Source organism: Mesorhizobium sp. WSM4847, assembly GCF_055811335.1.
Map to the genome: position 1 here is coordinate 109,229 of NZ_JBVVPY010000001.1, position 20,178 is coordinate 129,406.

The 20,178-nt window shown below is 63.5% G+C and carries 17 protein-coding genes and 1 pseudogene; 11 read left to right on the top strand and 7 right to left on the bottom strand.

Going from position 1 to position 20,178, the window contains the following annotated elements:
- Window positions 1–68 precede the first annotated feature (68 nt).
- Window positions 69–1,844, top strand: coding sequence for a tetratricopeptide repeat protein (locus AC0L28_RS00545; RefSeq protein ID WP_473475379.1), 1,776 nt, complete (start codon window positions 69–71; stop codon window positions 1,842–1,844).
- A gap of 67 nt (window positions 1,845–1,911) precedes the next feature.
- Here AC0L28_RS00545 and AC0L28_RS00550 read toward each other — a convergent pair whose 3' ends face one another.
- Complete coding sequence (locus AC0L28_RS00550; RefSeq protein WP_473474944.1) at window positions 1,912–3,738, bottom strand: patatin-like phospholipase family protein; 1,827 nt, start codon at window positions 3,736–3,738, stop codon at window positions 1,912–1,914.
- 295 nt (window positions 3,739–4,033) lie between these two features.
- On the opposite strand from AC0L28_RS00550, the gene AC0L28_RS00555 reads away from it, so the two are divergent.
- Together AC0L28_RS00555 and glyS are read left to right on the top strand one after the other, a co-directional pair.
- Window positions 4,034–5,077, top strand: coding sequence for a glycine--tRNA ligase subunit alpha (locus AC0L28_RS00555; RefSeq protein WP_084833728.1), 1,044 nt, complete (start codon window positions 4,034–4,036; stop codon window positions 5,075–5,077).
- 388 nt (window positions 5,078–5,465) lie between these two features.
- Window positions 5,466–7,769 (top strand): glycine--tRNA ligase subunit beta, encoded by a 2,304-nt coding sequence (glyS, locus tag AC0L28_RS00560; protein ID WP_473474947.1) that lies wholly within the window; start codon window positions 5,466–5,468, stop codon window positions 7,767–7,769.
- 41 nt (window positions 7,770–7,810) lie between these two features.
- On the opposite strand, the gene AC0L28_RS00565 is transcribed toward glyS, so the two are convergent.
- Window positions 7,811–8,269 carry a hypothetical protein gene (locus AC0L28_RS00565; RefSeq protein WP_023799373.1) on the bottom strand — a complete coding sequence of 153 codons (459 nt, stop codon included), beginning with the start codon at window positions 8,267–8,269 and terminating at the stop codon, window positions 7,811–7,813.
- A 175-nt stretch (window positions 8,270–8,444) separates the two neighbouring features.
- On the opposite strand from AC0L28_RS00565, the gene AC0L28_RS00570 reads away from it, so the two are divergent.
- The 3 genes from AC0L28_RS00570 to AC0L28_RS00580 all read left to right on the top strand — a co-directional run bounded on the left by AC0L28_RS00570 (window position 8,445) and on the right by AC0L28_RS00580 (window position 11,611).
- Window positions 8,445–9,407 carry an L-threonylcarbamoyladenylate synthase gene (locus AC0L28_RS00570; RefSeq protein WP_473474949.1) on the top strand — a complete coding sequence of 321 codons (963 nt, stop codon included), beginning with the start codon at window positions 8,445–8,447 and terminating at the stop codon, window positions 9,405–9,407.
- A gap of 19 nt (window positions 9,408–9,426) precedes the next feature.
- Window positions 9,427–10,857 carry an FAD-binding oxidoreductase gene (locus AC0L28_RS00575; protein ID WP_473474951.1) on the top strand — a complete coding sequence of 477 codons (1,431 nt, stop codon included), beginning with the start codon at window positions 9,427–9,429 and terminating at the stop codon, window positions 10,855–10,857.
- Between the two features lie 184 nt (window positions 10,858–11,041).
- Window positions 11,042–11,611, top strand: coding sequence for a DUF6101 family protein (locus tag AC0L28_RS00580; RefSeq protein WP_287178869.1), 570 nt, complete (start codon window positions 11,042–11,044; stop codon window positions 11,609–11,611).
- Window positions 11,612–11,767: 156 nt separating this feature from the next.
- On the opposite strand, the gene ubiA is transcribed toward AC0L28_RS00580, so the two are convergent.
- Window positions 11,768–12,751, bottom strand: coding sequence for a 4-hydroxybenzoate octaprenyltransferase (gene ubiA, locus AC0L28_RS00585; protein WP_287226443.1), 984 nt, complete (start codon window positions 12,749–12,751; stop codon window positions 11,768–11,770).
- A 162-nt stretch (window positions 12,752–12,913) separates the two neighbouring features.
- Here ubiA and purD point away from each other — a divergent pair, with 162 nt between their 5' ends.
- The gene (purD, locus tag AC0L28_RS00590; RefSeq protein WP_473474953.1) at window positions 12,914–14,191 is read left to right on the top strand and encodes a phosphoribosylamine--glycine ligase; all 1,278 of its coding nucleotides are present in this window, start codon (window positions 12,914–12,916) and stop codon (window positions 14,189–14,191) included.
- 24 nt (window positions 14,192–14,215) lie between these two features.
- Here the strand turns inward: purD and AC0L28_RS00595 are convergent, their stop codons facing one another.
- Together AC0L28_RS00595 and AC0L28_RS00600 are read right to left on the bottom strand one after the other, a co-directional pair.
- A complete protein-coding gene (locus tag AC0L28_RS00595; protein ID WP_473474955.1) occupies window positions 14,216–15,313 on the bottom strand; it encodes a glycoside hydrolase family 25 protein in 1,098 nt (365 codons plus the stop codon).
- A 175-nt stretch (window positions 15,314–15,488) separates the two neighbouring features.
- Window positions 15,489–15,719, bottom strand: coding sequence for a hypothetical protein (locus AC0L28_RS00600; RefSeq protein ID WP_473474957.1), 231 nt, complete (start codon window positions 15,717–15,719; stop codon window positions 15,489–15,491).
- A 201-nt stretch (window positions 15,720–15,920) separates the two neighbouring features.
- On the opposite strand from AC0L28_RS00600, the gene AC0L28_RS00605 reads away from it, so the two are divergent.
- The 4 genes and pseudogenes from AC0L28_RS00605 to AC0L28_RS00620 all read left to right on the top strand — a co-directional run bounded on the left by AC0L28_RS00605 (window position 15,921) and on the right by AC0L28_RS00620 (window position 19,158).
- A complete protein-coding gene (locus tag AC0L28_RS00605; RefSeq protein WP_473474959.1) occupies window positions 15,921–17,690 on the top strand; it encodes an acyl-CoA dehydrogenase in 1,770 nt (589 codons plus the stop codon).
- 52 nt (window positions 17,691–17,742) lie between these two features.
- Window positions 17,743–18,495 (top strand): crotonase/enoyl-CoA hydratase family protein, encoded by a 753-nt coding sequence (locus AC0L28_RS00610; protein ID WP_473474961.1) that lies wholly within the window; start codon window positions 17,743–17,745, stop codon window positions 18,493–18,495.
- A 69-nt stretch (window positions 18,496–18,564) separates the two neighbouring features.
- Window positions 18,565–18,873, top strand: a complete 309-nt coding sequence (locus AC0L28_RS00615) for a type II toxin-antitoxin system RelB/DinJ family antitoxin (RefSeq protein ID WP_473474963.1) — start codon at window positions 18,565–18,567, stop codon at window positions 18,871–18,873.
- A pseudogene (locus tag AC0L28_RS00620) lies at window positions 18,870–19,158 on the top strand (type II toxin-antitoxin system RelE/ParE family toxin). Before AC0L28_RS00615 ends, AC0L28_RS00620 begins: the two are co-directional and overlap by 4 nt.
- A 35-nt stretch (window positions 19,159–19,193) precedes the next feature.
- Here AC0L28_RS00620 and AC0L28_RS00625 read toward each other — a convergent pair.
- On the bottom strand, window positions 19,194–19,433 hold the full coding sequence (locus tag AC0L28_RS00625; protein WP_473474965.1) for a CopG family ribbon-helix-helix protein: 240 nt from the start codon (window positions 19,431–19,433) through the stop codon (window positions 19,194–19,196).
- Window positions 19,434–19,536: 103 nt separating this feature from the next.
- Window positions 19,537–20,154, bottom strand: a complete 618-nt coding sequence (pdxH, locus tag AC0L28_RS00630; protein WP_419696235.1) for a pyridoxamine 5'-phosphate oxidase — start codon at window positions 20,152–20,154, stop codon at window positions 19,537–19,539.
- Window positions 20,155–20,178 lie beyond the last annotated feature (24 nt).

Sequence of the window (20,178 nt, forward strand, 5' to 3'; positions counted from 1 at the left end):
AACGTGGAAAAGATCGAGTCAACGGCGATCCCGCTGACGCGGGTATGGCTTCGACTGAAAGGGATATGATGCGGCAAGGATGTGCGCGCTGGCTGACAGGGCTGGCAATTGTGACGGGCATGGCGGTCTCCGGTCTGCCCGCCTATGCCAAAGAGACCACCGAGCCAGTCAATATCACGTCGTTCTCGGGGGCCTATCTTGCCGCGCGGGTCGCCGAAGGTGACAATGATCTCGACAGCGCCATCGCCTACTACAAGCAGGCGCTCGCCTTCGCTCCCGGTGACACCTCGTTGCAGCAAAGCCTGATGCTGTCGCTGATCGCGCAGGGGCGCTTCGAAGAATCCCTGGTCTATGCCGACAAGCTAAAGACGGTTCCCGACGTCGAGCGGTTCTCGCGCCTGGCGCTGGCCGTCGGCTCCTTTCACAAGAAGGACTTTTCCAAGGCCGAATACTGGCTCAAGCTTTCGCTCGAATCCGATCTCGACCGGCTGATCTCCGGCGTCATGACCGGCTGGGCCAAGCAGGGCGCCGGCGATCCCGGCGAGGCCATGGCCTCCATCGACAAGCTGCAGGGCCCGGACTGGTTCGGCCTGTTCAAATCCTTCCATCGCGGGCTGATCGCCGATGCCTCGGGCCTGCCCGAAAAGGCGGATGCGATCTACGCCGCCACCTTGCAGGACACCGCGACCGGCGCCGCCGCGCCCGAAACCTGGATGCGCAACGCGCAGGCCTATGCCTCCTTCCTTGCCCGCAAGGGTGACAAGGACAAGGCGCTGTCCGTGCTCGATCAGGCCGAGGCATTTGCACCCGCCAAGGTCGAGATATCGGCGCTTCGCGACAGGATCACCAAGGGCGAGAAGATCGAACCCTTCGTTGCCGGCCCGTCCGACGGCGCCTCGGAAATTCTGCTCGATCTCGCCACCGCGCTCAATCGCGGCGGCGGTGAGCCGTTCGTCCGCCTCTATCTGCAATACGCCCTGGCACTGAGGCCCGACAGCGACGCGGCCCTCGTCCAACTCGCCGCCGTCTCCGAGCAGTTGAAGGACGGCGAGGGCGCCATCGCCTTCTATCGCCGCATCCCGGCCAGTTCGCCGCTGAAGACGCTGTCGGAACTGCAGCTCGGCCTCAACCTTGCAGATCTCGACCGCTATGACGAGGCCATCGCCCATCTGAAGGCGCTCGTCGAAGCGCGACCCGACGACATGCGCGCCTATCAGGCGCTCGGTGGCGTCTACGCCTCGAAGGAGGATTTCCGCTCCGCGGCCGGTCTCTATGACAAGGCGGTGGCGATGCTGAAGGCCCCGACCCGCGCCGATTGGAACATTTTCTACCAGCGCGGCATCGCCTATGAGCGACTGAGGGAGTGGCCGAAGGCCGAGCCGAATTTCCGCAAGGCGCTGGAATTGTTCCCCGACCAGCCGCAGGTTCTGAACTATCTTGGCTATTCCTGGGTGGACATGAACACCAACCTCGAGGAAGGCCTTCAGATGATCCAGAAGGCCGTCGAGCTCAGGCCGAGCGACGGCTACATCGTCGATTCGCTGGGCTGGGCCTATTTCCGCCTTGGCCGATTCGACGATGCGGTGCGCGAATTGGAACGTGCCGTTTCGTTGAAGCCGGAAGATCCGGTGCTCAACGATCACCTTGGCGATGCCTATTGGCGCGTCGGCCGCAAATTGGAAGCCACCTTCCAGTGGAACCAGGCTCGCGACCTCAAGCCGGATCCCGGCGTGCTCGCCGCCTTGCAGCAGAAACTGCTGAAGGGCCTGCCGCCGATCGAATCCAACACGGCGCAGGAAACCCCGAAGGTCAAGCCCGAACCGACGGCTGCGCCAAGGGGCTGAATACTTCTGAATTCGATTATGCGGGGCTCGTCGCCGCTGTCGCTAAGGGTCTGGACCATAAGCCATGCTAATCGTGCGCGGTGCCGAGCACCGCTCGGAGCCCTGAGTCGTTCTGTTCCTCGATCCATCGGGTCGTACGGTCGTAGGCATCCGAAAACAACTCGGAATGCCGACTCCAATCCATGAAGCTGATCGTGTTGGAAACCTCCGGACAGATCAGGATATCCTCTTCGCCGACGGCAATGTCCTGCGGCCGGTGTGCCAGCATGCTCGAGGCAATGACCTGAAGCATGCTGGGAACCCGAGGCAAGCGGGCACGACCGAAAGGGTTCAGCAAGGCCAATGCCAGTTCGGAAGCTCCGGGGATGCGGTCATAGTCTATGTCGTATTTCTGCGGTGCACTCGACCCGAAGGTAACGATGACATTGGGTCCGGTCTTGAGCTCCTTCATCTGCTCCAGCGGCAAATTGTTCATGATAGCGCCGTCCACCAGCATATCGCCGTCATCGGTAAAGAACGGCGGCAGGACGCCCGGGATGGAGCCGGACGCCCGAACGGCGTGCCAGAGCTTTCCACGACGGTGGACATGGGGCTGACGGCTGCTCAGATTGGTCGAAAGCGCAAAGAACGGAAGCCAAAGATCCTCGATCAGAACGTCGCCGTATTCCAGCCGAAGGGCCCGATCAAACGCTTTGTGATCCAGAAGCGCGAAATGCGGCAAGGTGGGACGGCGAAACGCCCGGCTCTTGATAAATATGTTGTGGGTGCCTCGGTCGATCTGGTCGGCATCCAAGCCTCTTGCGAAGCCGGCCATCATCGCCGCGCCGGAACTTGTCCCGCCGAGATAGTCGAAGCAAGCGCCCGCCTCAACGAAAGCCTTGTAGACGCCTAAATGAGCGCTGCCGAGGGACCCACCCCCTGCCGCCACGAAGCCCAGTGCCTTGCCCGAAATAAATCGGACCAGGCGCTGGAAATCGGACCCGTCGCCCAGCGCAACATGATGATGCTGGTCAACATAGGGTCGCTCATCGAGCCATGCAGAGGTACCGGAGACCGCAGCCGAGCGAGTGTCGTGAATTAGGACAAGCCGACTGGTCGATGGCGGATGGACCGATAGCGTCAGTTCCTCAGACGGGTTCAGGCGAGGCGAGCAGGACGCGTTGGCCAGCAACAGGACGGTATCGGCCTGGCGAATGCAGACTTGGGTCCATTCATTAGGTTCCTCATCGGCAACATAGACGATGAATTGGGCTTCCGCCTCCAGTTCGTTCAACCAGTTAAGGATCGGCTGGTCGTCGATCGGAAGACCTGGGAACTTCGCTTGGATGTCAAGCCGGGAAACGAACCGAGCGCGCGTGGCCGCGCCGAACGCTTGCCGCAGGTGCTGGATGAACACCGGTGAGAGGCGACTTCCGCCGGCTGCAATGATCGCAAGCGTTCGGATCTTGGCAGGTTCCTTGAGACGCGACGAACTCGGAGATTGGATGGCAAACCGGCGCGCCAGAAATACCGTGACCGCCTCCCTCAGGCTCGGCAATGTCTCGGCCGCCTTCTCGAAATGATTGCGACCGATTTCAAGGACGATCGAATCGCGCGTTGCAAGGACAGTGGCCATGCGGGGTAGTCCCGCGAAGAAACCGATTTCACCGATGAGTTCACCCTGTGCGATCGCGGCGACCGAGCCAGTCGAATCTCCTTTGTGTACCGTAAAGCGTCCAGACAGCACGATGAAAAACCTGTCCGACGCATCGCCTTCGCGAACCAGAACCTCACCGCGTCTCAGGACTCGACGGTCCGATTCGGCAGCTAAAGCCTCGAGCGCCAACAACGACGCCCGATCGAACATCAATGTTGCCGACAATAAACTCGCTGCAAGAGAATCGACGGAGGACATCTGAGCCATCCCTTGGGAATTCATGACTTTTGTCTCCTCGAGGGTGCTGGACGCCCCGCCGGATGATACCACACATGAGAGCCGCCGACGGCTGAGGCGCGGGACTGATCGCTGGGCGCTCTCATCTCTGGCTCCCAGGAAGGGCCACGATCAGGCCGCCACGTCCCTGCCGTTTCGCCGTATGTCACGCGTTAACTCACCCGATTGCCCTGGCTGCGGCCGGCCCCTTGCCTTGACGCTTGCCGGTGGGCGCTCTAGGGAGGGCCGCATCCCCGTCTTTCCCGTCGAGGCCGCCGTGACAGTTGATATCCCAGCCCATATGCATCCCAGCCGCTCGTTCCAGGGGCTGATCCTGACTTTGCATAACTACTGGGCGGACTATGGCTGCGTCGTTCTCCAGCCCTATGACATGGAAGTCGGTGCCGGCACGTTCCACCCGGCGACGACCTTGCGCGCGCTGGGGCCAAAGCGCTGGAACGTGGCCTATGTGCAGCCTTCGCGCCGGCCCAAGGACGGGCGCTACGGCGAGAACCCGAACCGGCTGCAGCACTATTACCAGTACCAGGTGATCCTGAAGCCGAACCCGCCCAACCTGCAGGAACTGTATCTCGGCTCGCTGGCGGCGATCGGCGTCGATCCGCTTCTGCATGATATCCGCTTCGTCGAGGACGACTGGGAAAGCCCGACGCTCGGCGCCTGGGGGCTGGGCTGGGAGTGCTGGTGCGACGGCATGGAAGTGTCGCAGTTCACCTATTTCCAGCAGGTCTGCGGCATCGAATGCGCGCCGGTGGCGGGCGAGCTCACCTACGGGCTGGAGCGGCTGGCCATGTATGTGCAGGGCGTCGACAATGTCTACGACCTCAACTTCAACGGCCGCGATGGCGCCGACAAGGTGACCTATGGCGAGGTCTTCCTGCAGGCCGAGCAGGAATATTCGCGGCACAATTTCGAATTCGCCAATACCGCGATGCTGCTTCGGCATTTCGAAGACGCCGAAGCCGAGTGCAAGGCGCTGCTCGATGCCGGCGCGCCCCTCTCCCCCCTCGAGGGGGAGATGCCCGCGGAGCGGGCAGAGGGGGTCGCCTCAGAAGGCACCGCAAGCAAGGTCCCAGCGACTCCTCCCGCGTCTGGCCACCCCCTCAAGGGGGAGGGGAACCACCGTCTGGTATTTCCCGCCTACGACCAGTGCATCAAGGCCAGCCACGTCTTCAACCTGCTCGACGCGCGCGGCGTGATTTCCGTCACCGAGCGGCAGAGCTACATCTTGCGGGTGCGCAATCTGGCGAAAGCCTGCGGCGAGGCGTTTTTGCTGACGCAGGCAGGTGGTCTGGCGGCTTAGCTCCAGAGGCTGTTTGCGATTTCGACTGATACGCTGATTGGCGATACGCCTTGGCCGCTCGAGCCAGCCATTGTCCGCAGCGCTTGTCTAACGCCGGGCATCGTGAACGTGCCATGAGCCTGCGCCGCAAAACAGGCGCTGAGCGCGAGGATCTGCAGAAATGTCGATGCCGTCTTCATAGTCGTTCAGCCAATAGTTCTCTGCCTGAGCGTTGGTCGCTTCAGCGCTGCGTTCGGTTCATGGAGATCTTTGACCCAAGGACGGATGGTCCCGCTCTGGCCCGACAGGCAGCGGCATATTTTTGGCAATCGTCCGTGGATGCGCCGATTGCATGGGACCAGCCGAGTTGCTATGCCGCCTGGACTATTTCGCCGCGTGAGCACAATTTATGCCCGACCTGCTTTTAGAACTTCGTTCGGAAGAGATTCCCGCGCGCATGCAGCGCAAGGCGGCGGGCGACCTGAAGAAGATGATGACGGACGGTTTGGTCGAGGCCGGGCTGACCTATGAGGCGGCGCGCGAATATTGGACGCCGCGCCGGCTGGCGCTCGACATTCGCGGCGTGACCGCGCGCTCGAAGGACATAAGCGAGGAGATCAAGGGACCCTCGACCAAAGCGCCCGAACAGGCGGTCCAAGGTTTTCTGCGCAAGGCCGGTCTTTCCTCGATCGCCGAGGCGCATGTCCACGCCGATCCGAAGAAGGGCGACTTCTATGTCGCCCATATTGCGAAGCCGGGCCGGGCGGCCGAGACGATAATCGCTGAACTGGTGCCGGGCATCATCCGCGACTTTCCATGGCCGAAATCGATGCGCTGGGGGCCAGCCTCGGCGAAACCGGGATCGTTGCGCTGGGTGCGGCCGCTGCAGTCCATCCTCTGCACCTTCGGCCCGGAGACCGAGGAGCCGGTGGTCGTCGATTTCGAGATCGACGGCATCCGCTCGGGAAACATCACCTACGGCCATCGTTTTCACGCGCCGGGCGCCATCGGCGTGCGCCGTTTTGACGACTATGCCGCCAAGCTGGAGGCGGCGAAGGTTGTGCTCGACGCCGACCGGCGCAAGCAGATCATCCTTGCCGACGCCAGGAATCTCGCTTTCGCCAACGGGCTCAACCTTGTCGAGGACGAGGGGCTGCTTGAGGAAGTGTCAGGCCTGGTCGAATGGCCGGTCGTGCTGATGGGCGAATTCGAGCAGGACTTTCTCGCCATTCCGGCCGAGGTGATCCGACTGACGATCCGCGCCAACCAGAAGTGTTTTGTGACGCGGCCGCAGGGCGCCGGCGAGGAGCTTTCCAACCGCTTCATCCTGACCGCCAACATCGAGGCCAGCGACGGCGGCAAGGAGATCGCCCACGGCAACGGCAAGGTGGTACGCGCCCGCCTTTCCGACGCGCTCTATTTCTGGAAGACCGACCAGGGCGATTTGCCCGACCTCGACCAGTTGCAGGCATCGGCGGAAAAGTTCGGGCTCGATCTCAAAAAGCCGCTCGACCAGCGCATGGCCCGCCTCGACCATCTCGGCGTCACCTTCCACGCCAAGCTCGGCACGCAGGGTGAGCGGGTGGAGCGGATTGCCCAACTGGCTGAAGAATTGGCGCCGATAGTGGCGAGCGGAATCTCCCCCCTTGAGGGGGAGATGGCCGGCAGGCCAGAGGGGGTCGTTGCGCGTGGATCAGCGACCCCCTCTGTCGCCTTCGGCGACATCTCCCCCTCGAGGGGGGAGATTACCGCGCTGGCACGTCGCGCTGCCGTCCTGGCCAAGGCCGACCTCACCACCGAGGTGGTCGGCGAATTCCCGGAATTGCAGGGCGCCATGGGCCGCAAATACGCGCTGCTGCAGGGCGAGCATCCCTCGGTCGCCGCCGCCGTCGAGGAGCACTATAAGCCGCAGGGCCCGTCCGACCGCGTGCCGACCGATCCCGTATCGGTGGCCGTAGCGCTCGCCGACAAGCTCGACATGCTGGTCGGGTTCTGGGCGATTGACGAAAAACCGACCGGGTCAAAGGACCCCTATGCTCTCCGCCGCGCGGCGCTGGGGGTGGTGAGGATTCTAGTCGAGAACGGTATCCGCCTGGCGCTCATGCCCACCTTCGGAAGCGCCTATAAGTGGGCGAACTATCTCGACAAGAATGCGATTACAACGCTGGAAGGGAAGGCGGAGCAAATCTACCCTTCCGACCTCCTCGCTTTCTTCCACGATCGCCTGAAAGTTTATCTGCGCGACCAGGGCGCGCGGCATGATCTGATCGATGCGGTCATCACGCCGCGGTCCGACGATCTCCTGCAAATCGTTCGTCGCGTCCAAGCCCTAGGCTCTTTCCTCGACACCGAGGACGGCAAGAACCTGCTAGCCGGCACCAAGCGCGCGGCCAACATTTTGGCCGCCGAGGAGAAGAAGAAAACGACGATCGCCGAAAATGTTGAGCCGGCTCGATTCCGGGAAGAGGCCGAGAAATCGCTGTTTGCCGCGGTGAATCAGGCCGAGAAGGAAGCCGGCCAAGCGATTCACAACGAAGACTTTTCCGCCACCATGCTGGCGCTTAGCGCGTTGCGTGAACCGGTTGATTCATTCTTCGAACGCGTTCTTGTGAATGATGAGGACCAGGCCGTGCGCGCCAACCGCCTGGCGTTGCTGGCGCGCATCCGGGCAGCGACCGACCAGGTCGCGGATTTCTCGAAAATCGCCGGCTGAGGCTTGGCAATTTAGGCGAGCGTCGTCCTGGCTGCGAACGGCTATCTGGCCTGGTCGATCTCGGGGATGGGCGTTGGTTGCGGTGTTGCGGGCTCGGGCGGGCTGTTCGTTGCGGTAATTTTTTTGTCGGATTTCGTGGCCGCCGCAGGTGCTGCGGCAGCGGTTGTCGCGGCAGGTGCGGGGCTGGGCGCCGGTGTTGCGAAGGCGTCGCCGACGATGCCGCCGCGAATGATCATCGGGCTTTGCGTGAAATCATGCTTGGGCTTGGGCTGGCTCGGGATCGCAGAAACTTTTTCATAGGTGACATCGGGCACTGGTTCGCCGAGCGCCACGATCGATGGCGTCGAGGAGTTGCCAGCCACCTTCGCCGGTTCAGGCGCACCGAGGCTGACGACGGACGGGGTCGAGGATGGTGCAGCAGGAACAACGAAGGATGAAGCCTGTGCTGTGCCCGCCGCCAGAGTGAGGCCAAGCGCCCCCAGGATACGCACCCAGACCATGATAGCTCCCCTTGCCCAACAAGCCGGCACCATAGCGTCCGGGAATTGATGCGGGCTTGCCAGGAAAGCTGGCATTTTAGCTATTGGCAATTCGCTTCCGCCCGGACTTGCCCCGTGAACGTCACCGTATTACGCACCGACATCCGTAAGGTCCCGCTTCTGTAAGGTGATGAGAGTGGCTGAGATACTTGCCGCCGGCGAGGCGATGGAGCGGGCGCTGGCGCTGCTCGAAGGGGGCGATGTCGTCGCCATTCCGACCGAAACCGTCTACGGGCTGGCCGCCGATGCCACCAATGGTGTTGGCGTGGCGCGCATCTTCGAGGTCAAGGGCCGGCCGCGCTTCAATCCGCTGATAGCTCATGTCGCCGATCTGGCGATGGCCGATCGCATCGCGCTGCTCGATCCCGTGTCGAAAAGGCTGGCGCAGACATTCTGGCCGGGACCGCTGACGCTGGTGCTGCCGCAGCGGCCCGGCAACGGCATTCATCCGCTGGTCACCGCCGGGCTCGATACGGTCGCGCTGCGCATGCCGAAAGGCTTTGGCGGCCAACTGATCGCCAGGCTCGGACGCCCGCTTGCAGCGCCCAGCGCCAATTCCTCAGGCAGGATCAGCGCAACGACGGCCGAGGCCGTGGCCGCCGATCTCGGTCCAAAAATCAAGCTGGTGGTCGATGGCGGCGCGACGTCGGTCGGGGTCGAATCGACAATAGTGAAGATAGAGGGCGGAAAGCTGCGGCTGCTGCGGCCGGGCGGCATTGCCGCCGAAGAGATCGAAGCGGCCGCCGGCATGAAGCTGCTGCGCGGCGCGGCGGGCATCGAGGCCCCGGGCATGCTCGCCTCGCATTACGCGCCGGGTGCTGCAGTGCGGATCAACGCCGCAAAAGTCGCAAAGGGCGAAGCCTTGCTGGCGTTCGGCCCGCGCCGCGCCGAAGGCTGGCAAGGCGCAGCCGCCTTGCGCAACCTGTCAGAGACCGGCGACCTGCGCGAGGCCGCGGCCAACCTCTTTGCCCATATGCAGGATCTCGATCGCAGCGGCGCCAAGACAATCGCCGTCGAGCCGATCCCCTCCGACGGGCTGGGCGAGGCGATCAACGACCGGCTTTCGCGTGCCGCCGCCCCTCGTGACAAGATCGACTGAGCACCATAGTTTCCCATCCATGAACGACATCTCAAGGGATATTGACCCCGCCCTCATCGACCGCTTTGCGGCAATCGTCGGCGACAAATATGCGCTTCGCGACCAGCAGGATATCGCGCCTTACCTCACGGAGAGGCGCGGTCTGTGGCATGGCCGGACGGCGCTGGTGCTGAGGCCCGGCAGTGTCGACGAGGTCAGCCGCATCATGCAGCTGGCAACCGAGACGGGAACGCCGGTCGTGCCGCAAAGCGGCAACACCGGGCTGGTCGGCGCGCAGGTGCCGGACACGTCCGGCCGCCAGATCGTGCTGTCGCTGTCGCGGCTGAACCGCATCCGCGAGATCGACGTCCTGTCCAACACGGTCACCGTCGAGGCCGGAGTCATCCTGCAGACGCTGCAGGAAGCGGCCGATGCCGCCGACCGGCTGTTTCCGCTGTCGCTTGCCGCGCAAGGCTCCTGCCAGATCGGCGGCAATCTCTCTTCCAATGCCGGCGGCACCGGCGTTCTCGCCTATGGCAATGCGCGTGAGCTGTGCCTCGGCGTCGAGGTGGTGCTGCCGACCGGCGAGGTGTTCGACGATCTACGCAAGCTGAAGAAGGACAACACCGGTTACGATCTAAAAAACCTGTTCATCGGTGCGGAAGGCACGCTCGGCGTCATCACCGCCGCCGTGCTCAAGCTTTTCCCCAAGCCCAAGGGGCGCGAGGTGGCCTTTGCCGGCCTGTCGTCACCTGAGGCGGCACTGTCCCTGTTCAGCCTGGCGATGGATCGCGCCGGTGCGGCACTCACTGCTTTCGAGCTGATCGGCCAGAGGCCTTACGATTTTACGCTTCTGCACGCGCCAGGCGTCGTGCGGCCGCTGTCCGGCGATTGGCCATGGTATGTGCTGATGCAGATCTCTTCGGGTCGCTCGGCGGAGGATGCCAGGGCCCTAATCGAAGAGGTGCTCTCAGCCGGCCTCGAGCAGGAGATCGTCGGCGATGCGGTGATTGCGGCGAGCATCGCGCAGGGCGATGCCTTCTGGAATTTCCGCGAGCTGCTGCCCGAGGCGCAGAAGCCCGAAGGCGCCTCGATCAAGCACGACATCTCTGTGCCGGTGGCGGCCATCCCGCAATTCATCGAAGAGGCGGCCGGCGCCGTTCAATCAGTCAGCCCCGGTGCGCGCGAGGTGTGTTTCGGCCACATGGGCGACGGCAATCTCCACTACAACATCTCCCGGCCGATCGGCGGCGATGACGAAGCATTTCTCGGGCTCTATCACGCCATGAACAAGGCCGTGCACGATGTGGTGCGCAGCCTTCACGGCTCGATCTCGGCCGAGCACGGCATTGGCCAGCTGAAGCGGGATGAATTGATCGCGACAGCGCCGCCGATGGCGATCGAACTGATGCGCAGGGTGAAGACGGCCTTCGACCCGGCCGGCATCATGAATCCCGGTAAGGTTATCTGATCCTTTCGCCGTCTTATGAATGGTTGCATTCCGATAACCATCCCCTCGAGATCAGCAAAATTTAACCGACTTTCTTAAGCGCTGCGATAAGAAGCCCGCGCTAATGTTTCCCCACAACGAGGCTGGAAAAACCGGCCCGGAGAACCGGAAGACCGGCTCTCAGGAGAGACAGGAAAGGCACGATATGAACACTGGACTGAAGCCAGTCTGGGCTGGGCGCAATATGCGCCTCGACCCACTCCGCCTGCCGCAGGTGGTGAGCTACGCGACGCGCGACGACTATGGCGACGTTACCTTCACCATCGACCATCGTGGCGCCGTCATTCGCCGCGTGCTGGAGATGAGCGGCCTGCCGGCGTTCATCGCTCTGCCCGCCAATGCGTTTCGTGGCGTGGCAGCCCGCGCAATGGAGGACCCGGACGGCAATGTCACGGTGACGCTGGAGCTTCTGCACAATGATCCGATGCTGTCGGTGCCGCTGCTGGTGGCCGACGATCTCGAGGATGTCGCCGCCGACTGGCGCGCCTGGGCCGATGCCTACCGTCTGCCGATGCTTCTGATCGAATCCGACGGCATCGCCCGCACCCTGGAGGAATCGCTTGGCGTCGCCATCAAGACATTACCCGCGCAGGACCGTCGCAGGGGTCGGCTTTCGACCACGCGTCGCCCGCGCTTCCTCGCCCGCCGCAGGGCCGGCGCCCTCGGCCTCAGGCTGGTGATCGGCGGCCAGGAGATTATTTCGCGCGACGAATAGAGTGAGCTTTCCCTTCTCCCCTTGTGGGAGAAGGTGGCCACGAAGCGGCCGAATGAGGGGTGTTCCAGCTTGGGACCAACTGCATTCCGTCCAGCACACGGTCGCTTCGCGACAATCCCACCTTCTCCCACAAGAAGGGGAGAAGGGAAAAAGCCGCTAAACCAGCGGCTTCAGCGCCACCCACAACGCACCGCCGATCAGGCCGAGGAAGACCAGCCAGCCGACCTGGTTGTTCGACCTGAACAAAAGCATGCACTGGTCGGGATCGTCGATGTCGAGCACGGTGATCTGCCGCGCCATATGGGCGCCGGCCGCGACCAGCCCGGCCAGCGCCGGCACTGGCGCCTGCGCTGCCGCGAAGGCGATGGCGAAGCATACCAGCGCTCCGCCATAAAACCCGACGAGCCAGGTCTTGGTGTTGTCGCCGAACAGGCGTGCGGTCGAGCGCACGCCGACGATGGCGTCGTCTTCCTTGTCCTGATGCGCATAGATCGTGTCGTAGCCGATCACCCACAGGATCGAGCCGATATAGAGCATGACGGCCGGGCCATCGAGATTGCCGAATTCGACCGCCCATCCCATCAGCGCACCCCAGGAAAAGGCAAGGCCGAGAACTAGTTGCGGCCAATTGGTAAATCGCTTCATGAACGGGTAGATGGCGACGAAGGCGAGCGAACCGATGCCGAGCAGGACGGCAAAGCTGTTGAACTGCAGAAGCACAGCGAGTCCAACCAGTGCCTGGATCGCGAGGAACGCCCAGGCCTGCCGGCGCATGACCTTTCCCGCTGGCAGCGGCCGCGAGCGCGTGCGTTCCACCTGGTTGTCGATGTCCTGGTCGACCAGGTCGTTGTAGGTGCAGCCGGCGCCGCGCATGGCGACGGCGCCGATCAGGAACAGCACGAGATACCATGGCGCCGGCAGCAGCGAGAGCAGGGGATCAGCAGGGCGTGGATGGGCACTCGCGGCAAGGGCTGCCGACCACCAGCACGGCCACAGCAGCAACTGCCAGCCGATCGGCCGGTCCCACCGGGCAAGCTGCGCATAGGGCCAAAGCCAGCGTGGCAGGATGCGGTAGACCCAGTGGCCGCTCGGCGCATCGGCGACGCGGCCCTGGGCTGCTTTCGACTGGATGGGTTCCATCGTGCTGAAGTGGCAGCAGCGGCGAACGGCGTCAAGCGTCAAGCGGGCCGAACCATTCCCCGTTCCCGTGTGGAATTGCGCTCAAAGTCTTCCAAATGTCTTGACCCATCGCACGGGGCGCAATAGCGCAGTCCTGATCGTGGAATGGCAAGGGATCTGGGCATGCGCGTATTGTTGATCGGCTCCGGCGGCCGCGAACATGCCTTGGCCTGGAAGATCGCGGCCTCGCCGCTGCTGACCAAGCTTTACGCGGCGCCCGGCAACCCTGGCATCGGCCGCGAAGCCGAACTGGTGACGCTCGACATTGACGATCATGCGGCGGTGGCCCGGTTCTGCACGGAGAAGAAGGTCGACCTCGTCGTGGTCGGGCCGGAAGGGCCGCTGGTCGCCGGCATTGCAGACGACCTCCGCGCTGAAAACATTCGCGTCTTCGGCCCGTCCAGGGCGGCGGCGCGGCTGGAAGGCTCGAAGGGTTTCACCAAGGATCTTTGCGCGAAATACGACATCCCGACCGCCGCCTATGGCCGTTTCGGCGACCTGGCGTCGGCCAGGGCCTATGTCGAAAAGATGGGCGCGCCGATCGTCATCAAGGCCGACGGCCTCGCCGCCGGCAAGGGCGTTACCGTCGCCATGAATTTGGCCGAGGCGCTGGCAGCGCTCGATGCCTGTTTCGACGGGTCCTTCGGACATGCCGGCGCGGAGGTGGTGGTCGAGGAGTTTCTCACCGGCGAGGAGGCGAGCGTCTTTTGCCTGTGCGACGGCGCCACCGCGCTGCCATTCGGCACCGCGCAGGACCACAAGCGCCTCAGTGACGGCGACGTCGGCCCGAACACCGGCGGCATGGGGGCCTATTCGCCGGCCCCGGTGATGACGCCGGAGATGATCGACCGCACCATGCGCGAGATCGTCGAGCCGACCATGCGCGGCATGGCCGAGCTTGGCGCGCCGTTTTCCGGCGTGCTGTTTGCCGGGCTGATGATATCAGGCGAGGGGCCGAAGCTGATCGAATACAACACCCGCTTCGGCGACCCGGAATGCCAGGTGCTGATGATGCGGCTGAAGGACGATCTGCTGGTCCTGCTCAACGCTGCCGCCGACGGCCAGCTTGCACATACCTCGGTGCGCTGGCGCAACGAGGCGGCGCTCACCGTGGTGATGGCGGCAAGGGGTTACCCCGGCACGCCGGAAAAGGGCTCAGTCATCCAAGGCGTCGAACAGGCCGCGGACGATGGCGTCGAGATCTTTCATGCCGGCACCGCCATCGACAGCGGCGGGCTGGTCGCCAATGGCGGCCGTGTGCTCGGTGTCACGGCGACCGGCGGCACGGTCGGCGAGGCGCAGCGACGAGCCTACGCCGCGGTCGACCGGATCGATTGGCCGCAAGGTTTTTGCCGCCGCGACATCGGCTGGCAGGCCGTTGCCCGCGAGCAGGCGCGCTGACGTACAAGATTAGCGGGGGCAAGATTAGCGGGGGCGGCGATCCAACTCGGTCGACGCAGTGCTGACCGGATCGGTAGGTGCGGCTTCAGCGGCCGATGCGGAGGGCTTTTCCTTTCGCAGCCACCCCAGATAGTCGGCGATCCGGCGCGGAAGACGCAGCGCTGTCCCTACGGCAGGCATTTGCAAGCTGCCGCGGAACTTGGACCAGCCCGCGCCGAACATGGCGACCATTTCGGTGAAGCTCGGCGGTGGCGACACGGTCGCATAGGTAAGGGTGACATTGCCGGCAAGGCCGGCCGCCCGCGAGAGAGGCAGCGGTATCGAGGCGAGGTAATCCGGCTGCGCGTCGATCAGGCCGCCGAACGGCCATTGCGCGCGCAACGCGGCGGCATCCATCGGTGCGACATTGACGTCGATGTCGTTCGGCGTGCCAGCCACCCGATAGGGGCAGCGGAACCGGCCGCAATTGGCTTTTGCCGAAAACTGCCAGAGTGCGTAGCCTTGCCAGTTGCCCATCGGAAAATGCACGCCGATATCGGGCTTGTAGCGCGCATACCAGAGCGGCAGCCGCGACAGCAGCCGATATTTGTACTTGTTGTCGGCGATGTGCTTGGCGGTTTTGCCGTTGGTATAGAGCACTGGAAAACGGCCAATCCGCCGATGCACATGGCGCACGAATTCCTCTGCATCCTCGAGCGACATCCATTTCGTCGGGTCGTCATCCTCGATGTCGAGGGCGAGCAGGTCGTCCGGACCAGGTTTCGCGAAATTGATGAAATTATTGGCCTGTCCCACTGGGTTGCCGGGTCGGGCGAGGTGATAAGCGCCCCATTTCAGGCCGAGCGCCTTGGCCACCACCTTGCGCGTCTGGAACAGTTCCTGTGCTACCGCATGGCGCTTCCACAGCGCCTTGCAGAGCCGCGTCGCGGTCTCGTCGCCGAAACAGAAATACGCTGGCGGCATCCCGTCGGACGCCTTGTTGATGAAGCCGACGATGCGCTTGTCGGTGGCAAGCTCGGTCCAATCGATGGGATTGTATTCGTAGGCGTCGATCACCAGCGCCCGGTCGGTCTTCTTCCAGGGCGCGGAGAAGTCCGAGGCTTGTGCCGGCGCCAACGCCATTGCCGTCGCGGTCGCGACGGCGAGGAGTCCTGGGCGGCGAAGAGGGTGCGCCGGCGGCTTCAAACAGCAGATCCTTGCTGGCCAAAGCCTGATCCTGAACCGCCATGGTTAAGGAAATACTTTCGGCGGCCCGCGGCGACCGCCGCAATCGTGCCGGGGATGGCTTTGCTGGTCATCAACGGAGGGCGAGCGGGTGGAACGGGTCGGGCGCCGGCGCTTGCGGCAGCGTCCCCTCAGCCTGGCGCTTGCGGTGATGGGCCAGCGAGCATTGCGGCGAACACAGGATGCCGCGATCCGACCAATAGGCGGCGCCGTCCTCGATCTTGCCCCGATGGTGCCAAAAACCTGCCACTCGATAGGGCAGGCCGCACTCGATGCAGCGATAAGCGTCAGGTCTGGCGAGCACGGGCGGTCCGATCCGGTTGAGCTGTCGCCGGTCGACTTGTCCGGCTTTTTGCCGATTTTAGCGTGAACAGTTCCAATTGCAAAATCTGCGTGACAAAATTTGACGTTTACGTAAAAAGAAGGCGGGAGAGGCGACCCAAAAGCGAATGGTTTTATGTCGGCACGGATATTAAGTTTCCCTGCAGGACGGAGGAGGAGCGGCATGTACCGGGCACCAGTCGAGGAAATCGCCTTCACGCTGAAGCATGTGGCCGGCCTGAAGCCGGCGCTTGACGCCGGCACCTTTGGCGACCTTGGCGAAGACCTCGTCGACGCCATTCTGGCGGAAGCCGGCCGCTTTGCCGGCGAAGAGGTCGCGCCGCTCTACAAGGTCGGCGATGAACAAGGCGCGGTGTTGAGCGGCGCGGCCGTCACCATGCCGCTCGGCTGGAAGGAACTTTATCGCCGCTGGATCGACGGCGGCTGGAACGCGCTGTCCGCGCCGGAGGAATTCGGCGGCCAGGCGCTGCCTACCATGCTGGGCGTCGCCGCGCTCGAAATGTGGAACTCCGCCGCCATGGCCTTCGGTATCGGCCCGACGCTGACCATGGGCGCGGTCGAAGCGCTCGACAAGCATGCTTCACCGGCGCTGAAGGCCAAATACCTGGAAAAGCTCGTCTCGGGCGAATGGACGGGCACGATGAACCTGACCGAGCCGCAGGCGGGTTCGGATCTGAATGCCTTGCGCGCCCGCGCCGAGCCGGCCGGCGACGGCACCTACCGCATCTTCGGCCAGAAGATTTTCATCACCTATGGCGAGCACGATCTTACCGACAACATCATCCACCTGGTGCTGGCGCGGCTGCCGGACGCGCCGGCCGGCACGCGCGGCCTTTCGCTGTTCCTGGTGCCGAAATTCCTTGTCGGCGATGATGGCGCGCTCGGCGCACGCAACGACGTCTTTTGCTCCGGGCTTGAGCACAAATTGGGCATCCACGCCTCGCCGACCTGCACCATGATCTATGGCGACGGTTTCGAAGGGACCGCCCCCGGCGCGATCGGCTGGCTGATTGGCGAGGAAAACAAGGGCCTCGCCTGCATGTTCACCATGATGAACAATGCGCGGCTCGCCGTCGGGATGCAGGGTGTTGCGGTCGCCGAAACGGCCACGCAGAAGGCGCTCGCCTACGCCAATGACCGCCGGCAAGGCAAAGCCGCGAGCTATGATGGCAGCGGCATGGCGCCGATCGTCCATCACCCCGACGTGCAGCGCAATCTTCTGACCATGAAGGCGCTGACCCAGATTGCGCGCGCCATCAGCTATTGCTGCGCGCACGCCATTGACCACGCGCGCGTATCCGTCGGCGATGAAGCCATCCATTGGCAGGAGCGCGCCAATCTGCTGACGCCGCTGGCCAAGGCCTTTTCCACCGATGTAGGCGTCGAGGTCGCCTCGCTCGGGCTGCAGGTTCATGGCGGCATGGGATACATCGAGGAGACCGGTGCGGCAGCACTTTATCGCGACGCGCGCATCGCGCCGATCTACGAAGGCACCAACGGCATCCAGGCGATAGACCTGGTGGCGCGCAAGCTGCCGCTTGGCGGCGGCGAGCATGTGCATGGCTACATCGCCGAGCTGAAAGCCGTCGCCAATCAAGCGCGGACCTCGAACCTTCAAGGTTTTGGCCGCACCGCCGATGGCCTCGACCAGGCGCTCGACGATCTCAGCCAGGCGACGCGCTTCCTGCAAGGGCTGCTCGCAGACGGCCGCTCGGACGCGGCGCTGGCCGGCGCGACGCCGTATCTGCGGCTGATCTCGCTGGCGGCGGGCGGCGCCTATCTGGCGCGCGGCGCGCTTGCCGACCAAAGCCGCATCGCCCTTTGCCGCTTCTTCGCCGAAAACCAGCTTGGCGAGGTGGGCGCGCTGAAGGAGCGCGTCGTTGGCGGCGCCGACAGCCTTGCCGCTGCCGGCCAGACACTGATTTCTGCCTGACAGCCACCAGGTTGACGTTTCACAAAGCCCGGCGTCTCACAAAGGATCATCCGTGACAGACCATATCCTCGTCGAGCGCCAGGGCGCCATCCAGATCATCCGCATGAACCGTCCGGACAAGAAGAACGCCTTGACGCGGGCCATGTATGCAAAAATGTCCAAAGCCCTTGCCGAGGGCGACGCCGATCCGGCGATCCGCGTCCATGTCTTCCTCGGTGTTCCAGGCGCCTTCTCGTCGGGCAATGATCTTGCCGATTTCATGGTCGTCGCCACCGGCGGCGACGGCGGCACCGAAGTCTGGGATTTCCTGATGGCGCTGGCCAGGACGGAAAAGCCGATGATCTCCGGCGTCGACGGGATCGCGGTCGGCATCGGCACAACGCTCAACCTGCACTGCGACCTGACCTTCGCCACGCCGCGCACACTATTCCGCACGCCGTTCGTCGATCTCGGACTGGTCCCCGAGGCGGGCTCGAGCCTGCTTGCGCCGCAGATTCTCGGCCGGCAAGGCGCTTTCGCGCTGCTTGGCCTCGGCGAAGGATTTTCGGCCGAGCGGGCGAAAGCCGCCGGGCTGATCTACGCGGTGGTCGAGGAGAACGAACTCGAATCCGCCGTGCTTGCCGCTGCCGGGCAGATCGCGGCCAAGCCGCCGCAAGCGCTGAAGATCGCGCGTGACCTGATGCGCGGTTCGCGTGAAGACCTCGTTGCCCGCATCGGCCAGGAAAGTGAGCATTTTCGCGCGCGGCTCACATCCGACGAGGCCCGCGCCGCCTTGATGGCCTTCATGACCAGGAAGAAGGGCTAGCTGGCGCTACTAGAGTCTAGCATATGTCATGCACATGCATTACATTGTCTGCTGGCGAAGGAGACTGCCATGCCGTCGAACGCACTGGTCCAGACCCGAATTGACGCTGAGGTGAAGGAACGCGCCACGGCGGTTCTGGAAAACATGGGGCTCACGGTTTCCGATGCCGTCCGCATCTTGTTGACGCGCACCGCGAATGAGGGCGCCTTGCCGCTCGAACTCGTCAGCAACAGTGACGCCCACGATGCCTGGTTCCGGGCGAAAGTTCTGCAGGCGATCGAGGATACCCGGCCGGACGTTGAAGACGCCAACGCCGAAACCCATTTTGCTGGACGGCGGGCGGCAGCGCTTCGCAAGGCGGAGGCAGGTGAGTCTTGAGGCTGGTCTGGGCGCGGTTTGCGCTCTCCGATCGCGACGACATCTTCACGTATATCGAAGCCGAAAACCCCAGAGCCGCCGTTCACGTCGACCAGCAGATCGTTTTTGCGACTCACCGTCTCATCGACTTTCCGGAAAGCGGGAGGCCGGATCGCCGGCACGCGCGAACGTGTCGTCGCGCGCACGCCCTACATCGCCGCTTATGCCGTAGTGGCCGACACGGTTCGCATCCTCCGCATCCTGCATGGCGCCCAGATGTGGCCGGACGAAATAGCGACGGAGTAGTCTCCGTTGAAGCTCAGGAACGCGCCAGCGGACGATCATTTCCGCGACTTGACGTATTTTCCGACAACAGCGGCTACATCACGGTCACTGGCAAAGTCGCCGCGCTCGACCTCGGCCAATCCGGCTTCTATCTCGGCGAGTTGCCATTCCTCACGGGCCACGAAGTCCTCGATAGCCTGCGCGGCCACATAGGAGCGCGAGCGGTCGAGCTTTTCGGCAAGCTGGTCAAGCCTCTTTGCGGTTTCGTCCGGGACACGCACGGTAAAAGCCGTCATAGAAAGAACCTTTCATGTTGGTTCACTATGACTATTGGTGAGCCAAGGTGGTTCGGCAAGATTGCCCTAGGCTCCTTGGTGAAGCTGCTTAAGGGCCAGCCGCTCAGGGATAAAGCCTTGTCTTGTCCCAGCCGCCCTCAGCGCTGCGCGAGAAGACAATGCGGTCGTGCAGCCGGAAAGGCCGGTCGTGCCAGAACTCGATCGTCTGCGGCACGATGCGGAAGCCTGACCAGTGTTTCGGCCGTGGGATCTCGCCGATCGCATGGCGCGCCGTGTATTCGGCAACGGCCTTTTCCAGTGCGAAGCGGCTCTCCAGCGGCCGCGACTGTTTCGACGCCCATGCCCCGATGCGGCTGCCGCGCGGACGTGTCGCGTAATACGCGTCCGCTTCCGCCTCGGTAACGATCTCCACCGGCCCCCGTGCACGCACCTGCCGGCGCAGCGATTTCCAGTGAAAGCACATCGCCGCCTTCATGCTGCCAAGGATCTCGCGGCCTTTGGCGCTCTCGAAATTCGTGTAGAACACAAATCCGCTTTCATCGAACCCCTTGAGCAGCACCATCCGCACATTCGGCATGCCCTCGGCATCGACGGTCGCCAGCGCCACGCCGTTGGGATCGTTGATCTCACTCTTCGTCGCGTCGTCAAGCCATGCGGCAAACAGGCGGAATGGCTCCGCAGCCTCGGCAAAGTCACCGCTTGTTAACTCAGTTTCGCTCATAGTTTTTCCAATTTTATTGCCGGC

Bases quoted from the DNA above. Each gene is read 5' to 3' on its own strand.
- AC0L28_RS00545 (WP_473475379.1), top strand. From the start codon at position 69: ATGCGGCAAGGATGTGCGCGCTGGCTGACAGGGCTGGCAATTGTGACG.
- AC0L28_RS00550 (WP_473474944.1), bottom strand. From the start codon at position 3,738: ATGTCCTCCGTCGATTCTCTTGCAGCGAGTTTATTGTCGGCAACATTG.
- glyS (WP_473474947.1), top strand. From the start codon at position 5,466: ATGCCCGACCTGCTTTTAGAACTTCGTTCGGAAGAGATTCCCGCGCGC.
- AC0L28_RS00565 (WP_023799373.1), bottom strand. From the start codon at position 8,269: ATGGTCTGGGTGCGTATCCTGGGGGCGCTTGGCCTCACTCTGGCGGCG.
- AC0L28_RS00575 (WP_473474951.1), top strand. From the start codon at position 9,427: ATGAACGACATCTCAAGGGATATTGACCCCGCCCTCATCGACCGCTTT.
- AC0L28_RS00580 (WP_287178869.1), top strand. From the start codon at position 11,042: ATGAACACTGGACTGAAGCCAGTCTGGGCTGGGCGCAATATGCGCCTC.
- ubiA (WP_287226443.1), bottom strand. From the start codon at position 12,751: ATGGAACCCATCCAGTCGAAAGCAGCCCAGGGCCGCGTCGCCGATGCG.
- purD (WP_473474953.1), top strand. From the start codon at position 12,914: ATGCGCGTATTGTTGATCGGCTCCGGCGGCCGCGAACATGCCTTGGCC.
- AC0L28_RS00595 (WP_473474955.1), bottom strand. From the start codon at position 15,313: ATGGCGTTGGCGCCGGCACAAGCCTCGGACTTCTCCGCGCCCTGGAAG.
- AC0L28_RS00605 (WP_473474959.1), top strand. From the start codon at position 15,921: ATGTACCGGGCACCAGTCGAGGAAATCGCCTTCACGCTGAAGCATGTG.
- AC0L28_RS00615 (WP_473474963.1), top strand. From the start codon at position 18,565: ATGCCGTCGAACGCACTGGTCCAGACCCGAATTGACGCTGAGGTGAAG.
- AC0L28_RS00625 (WP_473474965.1), bottom strand. From the start codon at position 19,433: ATGACGGCTTTTACCGTGCGTGTCCCGGACGAAACCGCAAAGAGGCTT.
- pdxH (WP_419696235.1), bottom strand. From the start codon at position 20,154: ATGAGCGAAACTGAGTTAACAAGCGGTGACTTTGCCGAGGCTGCGGAG.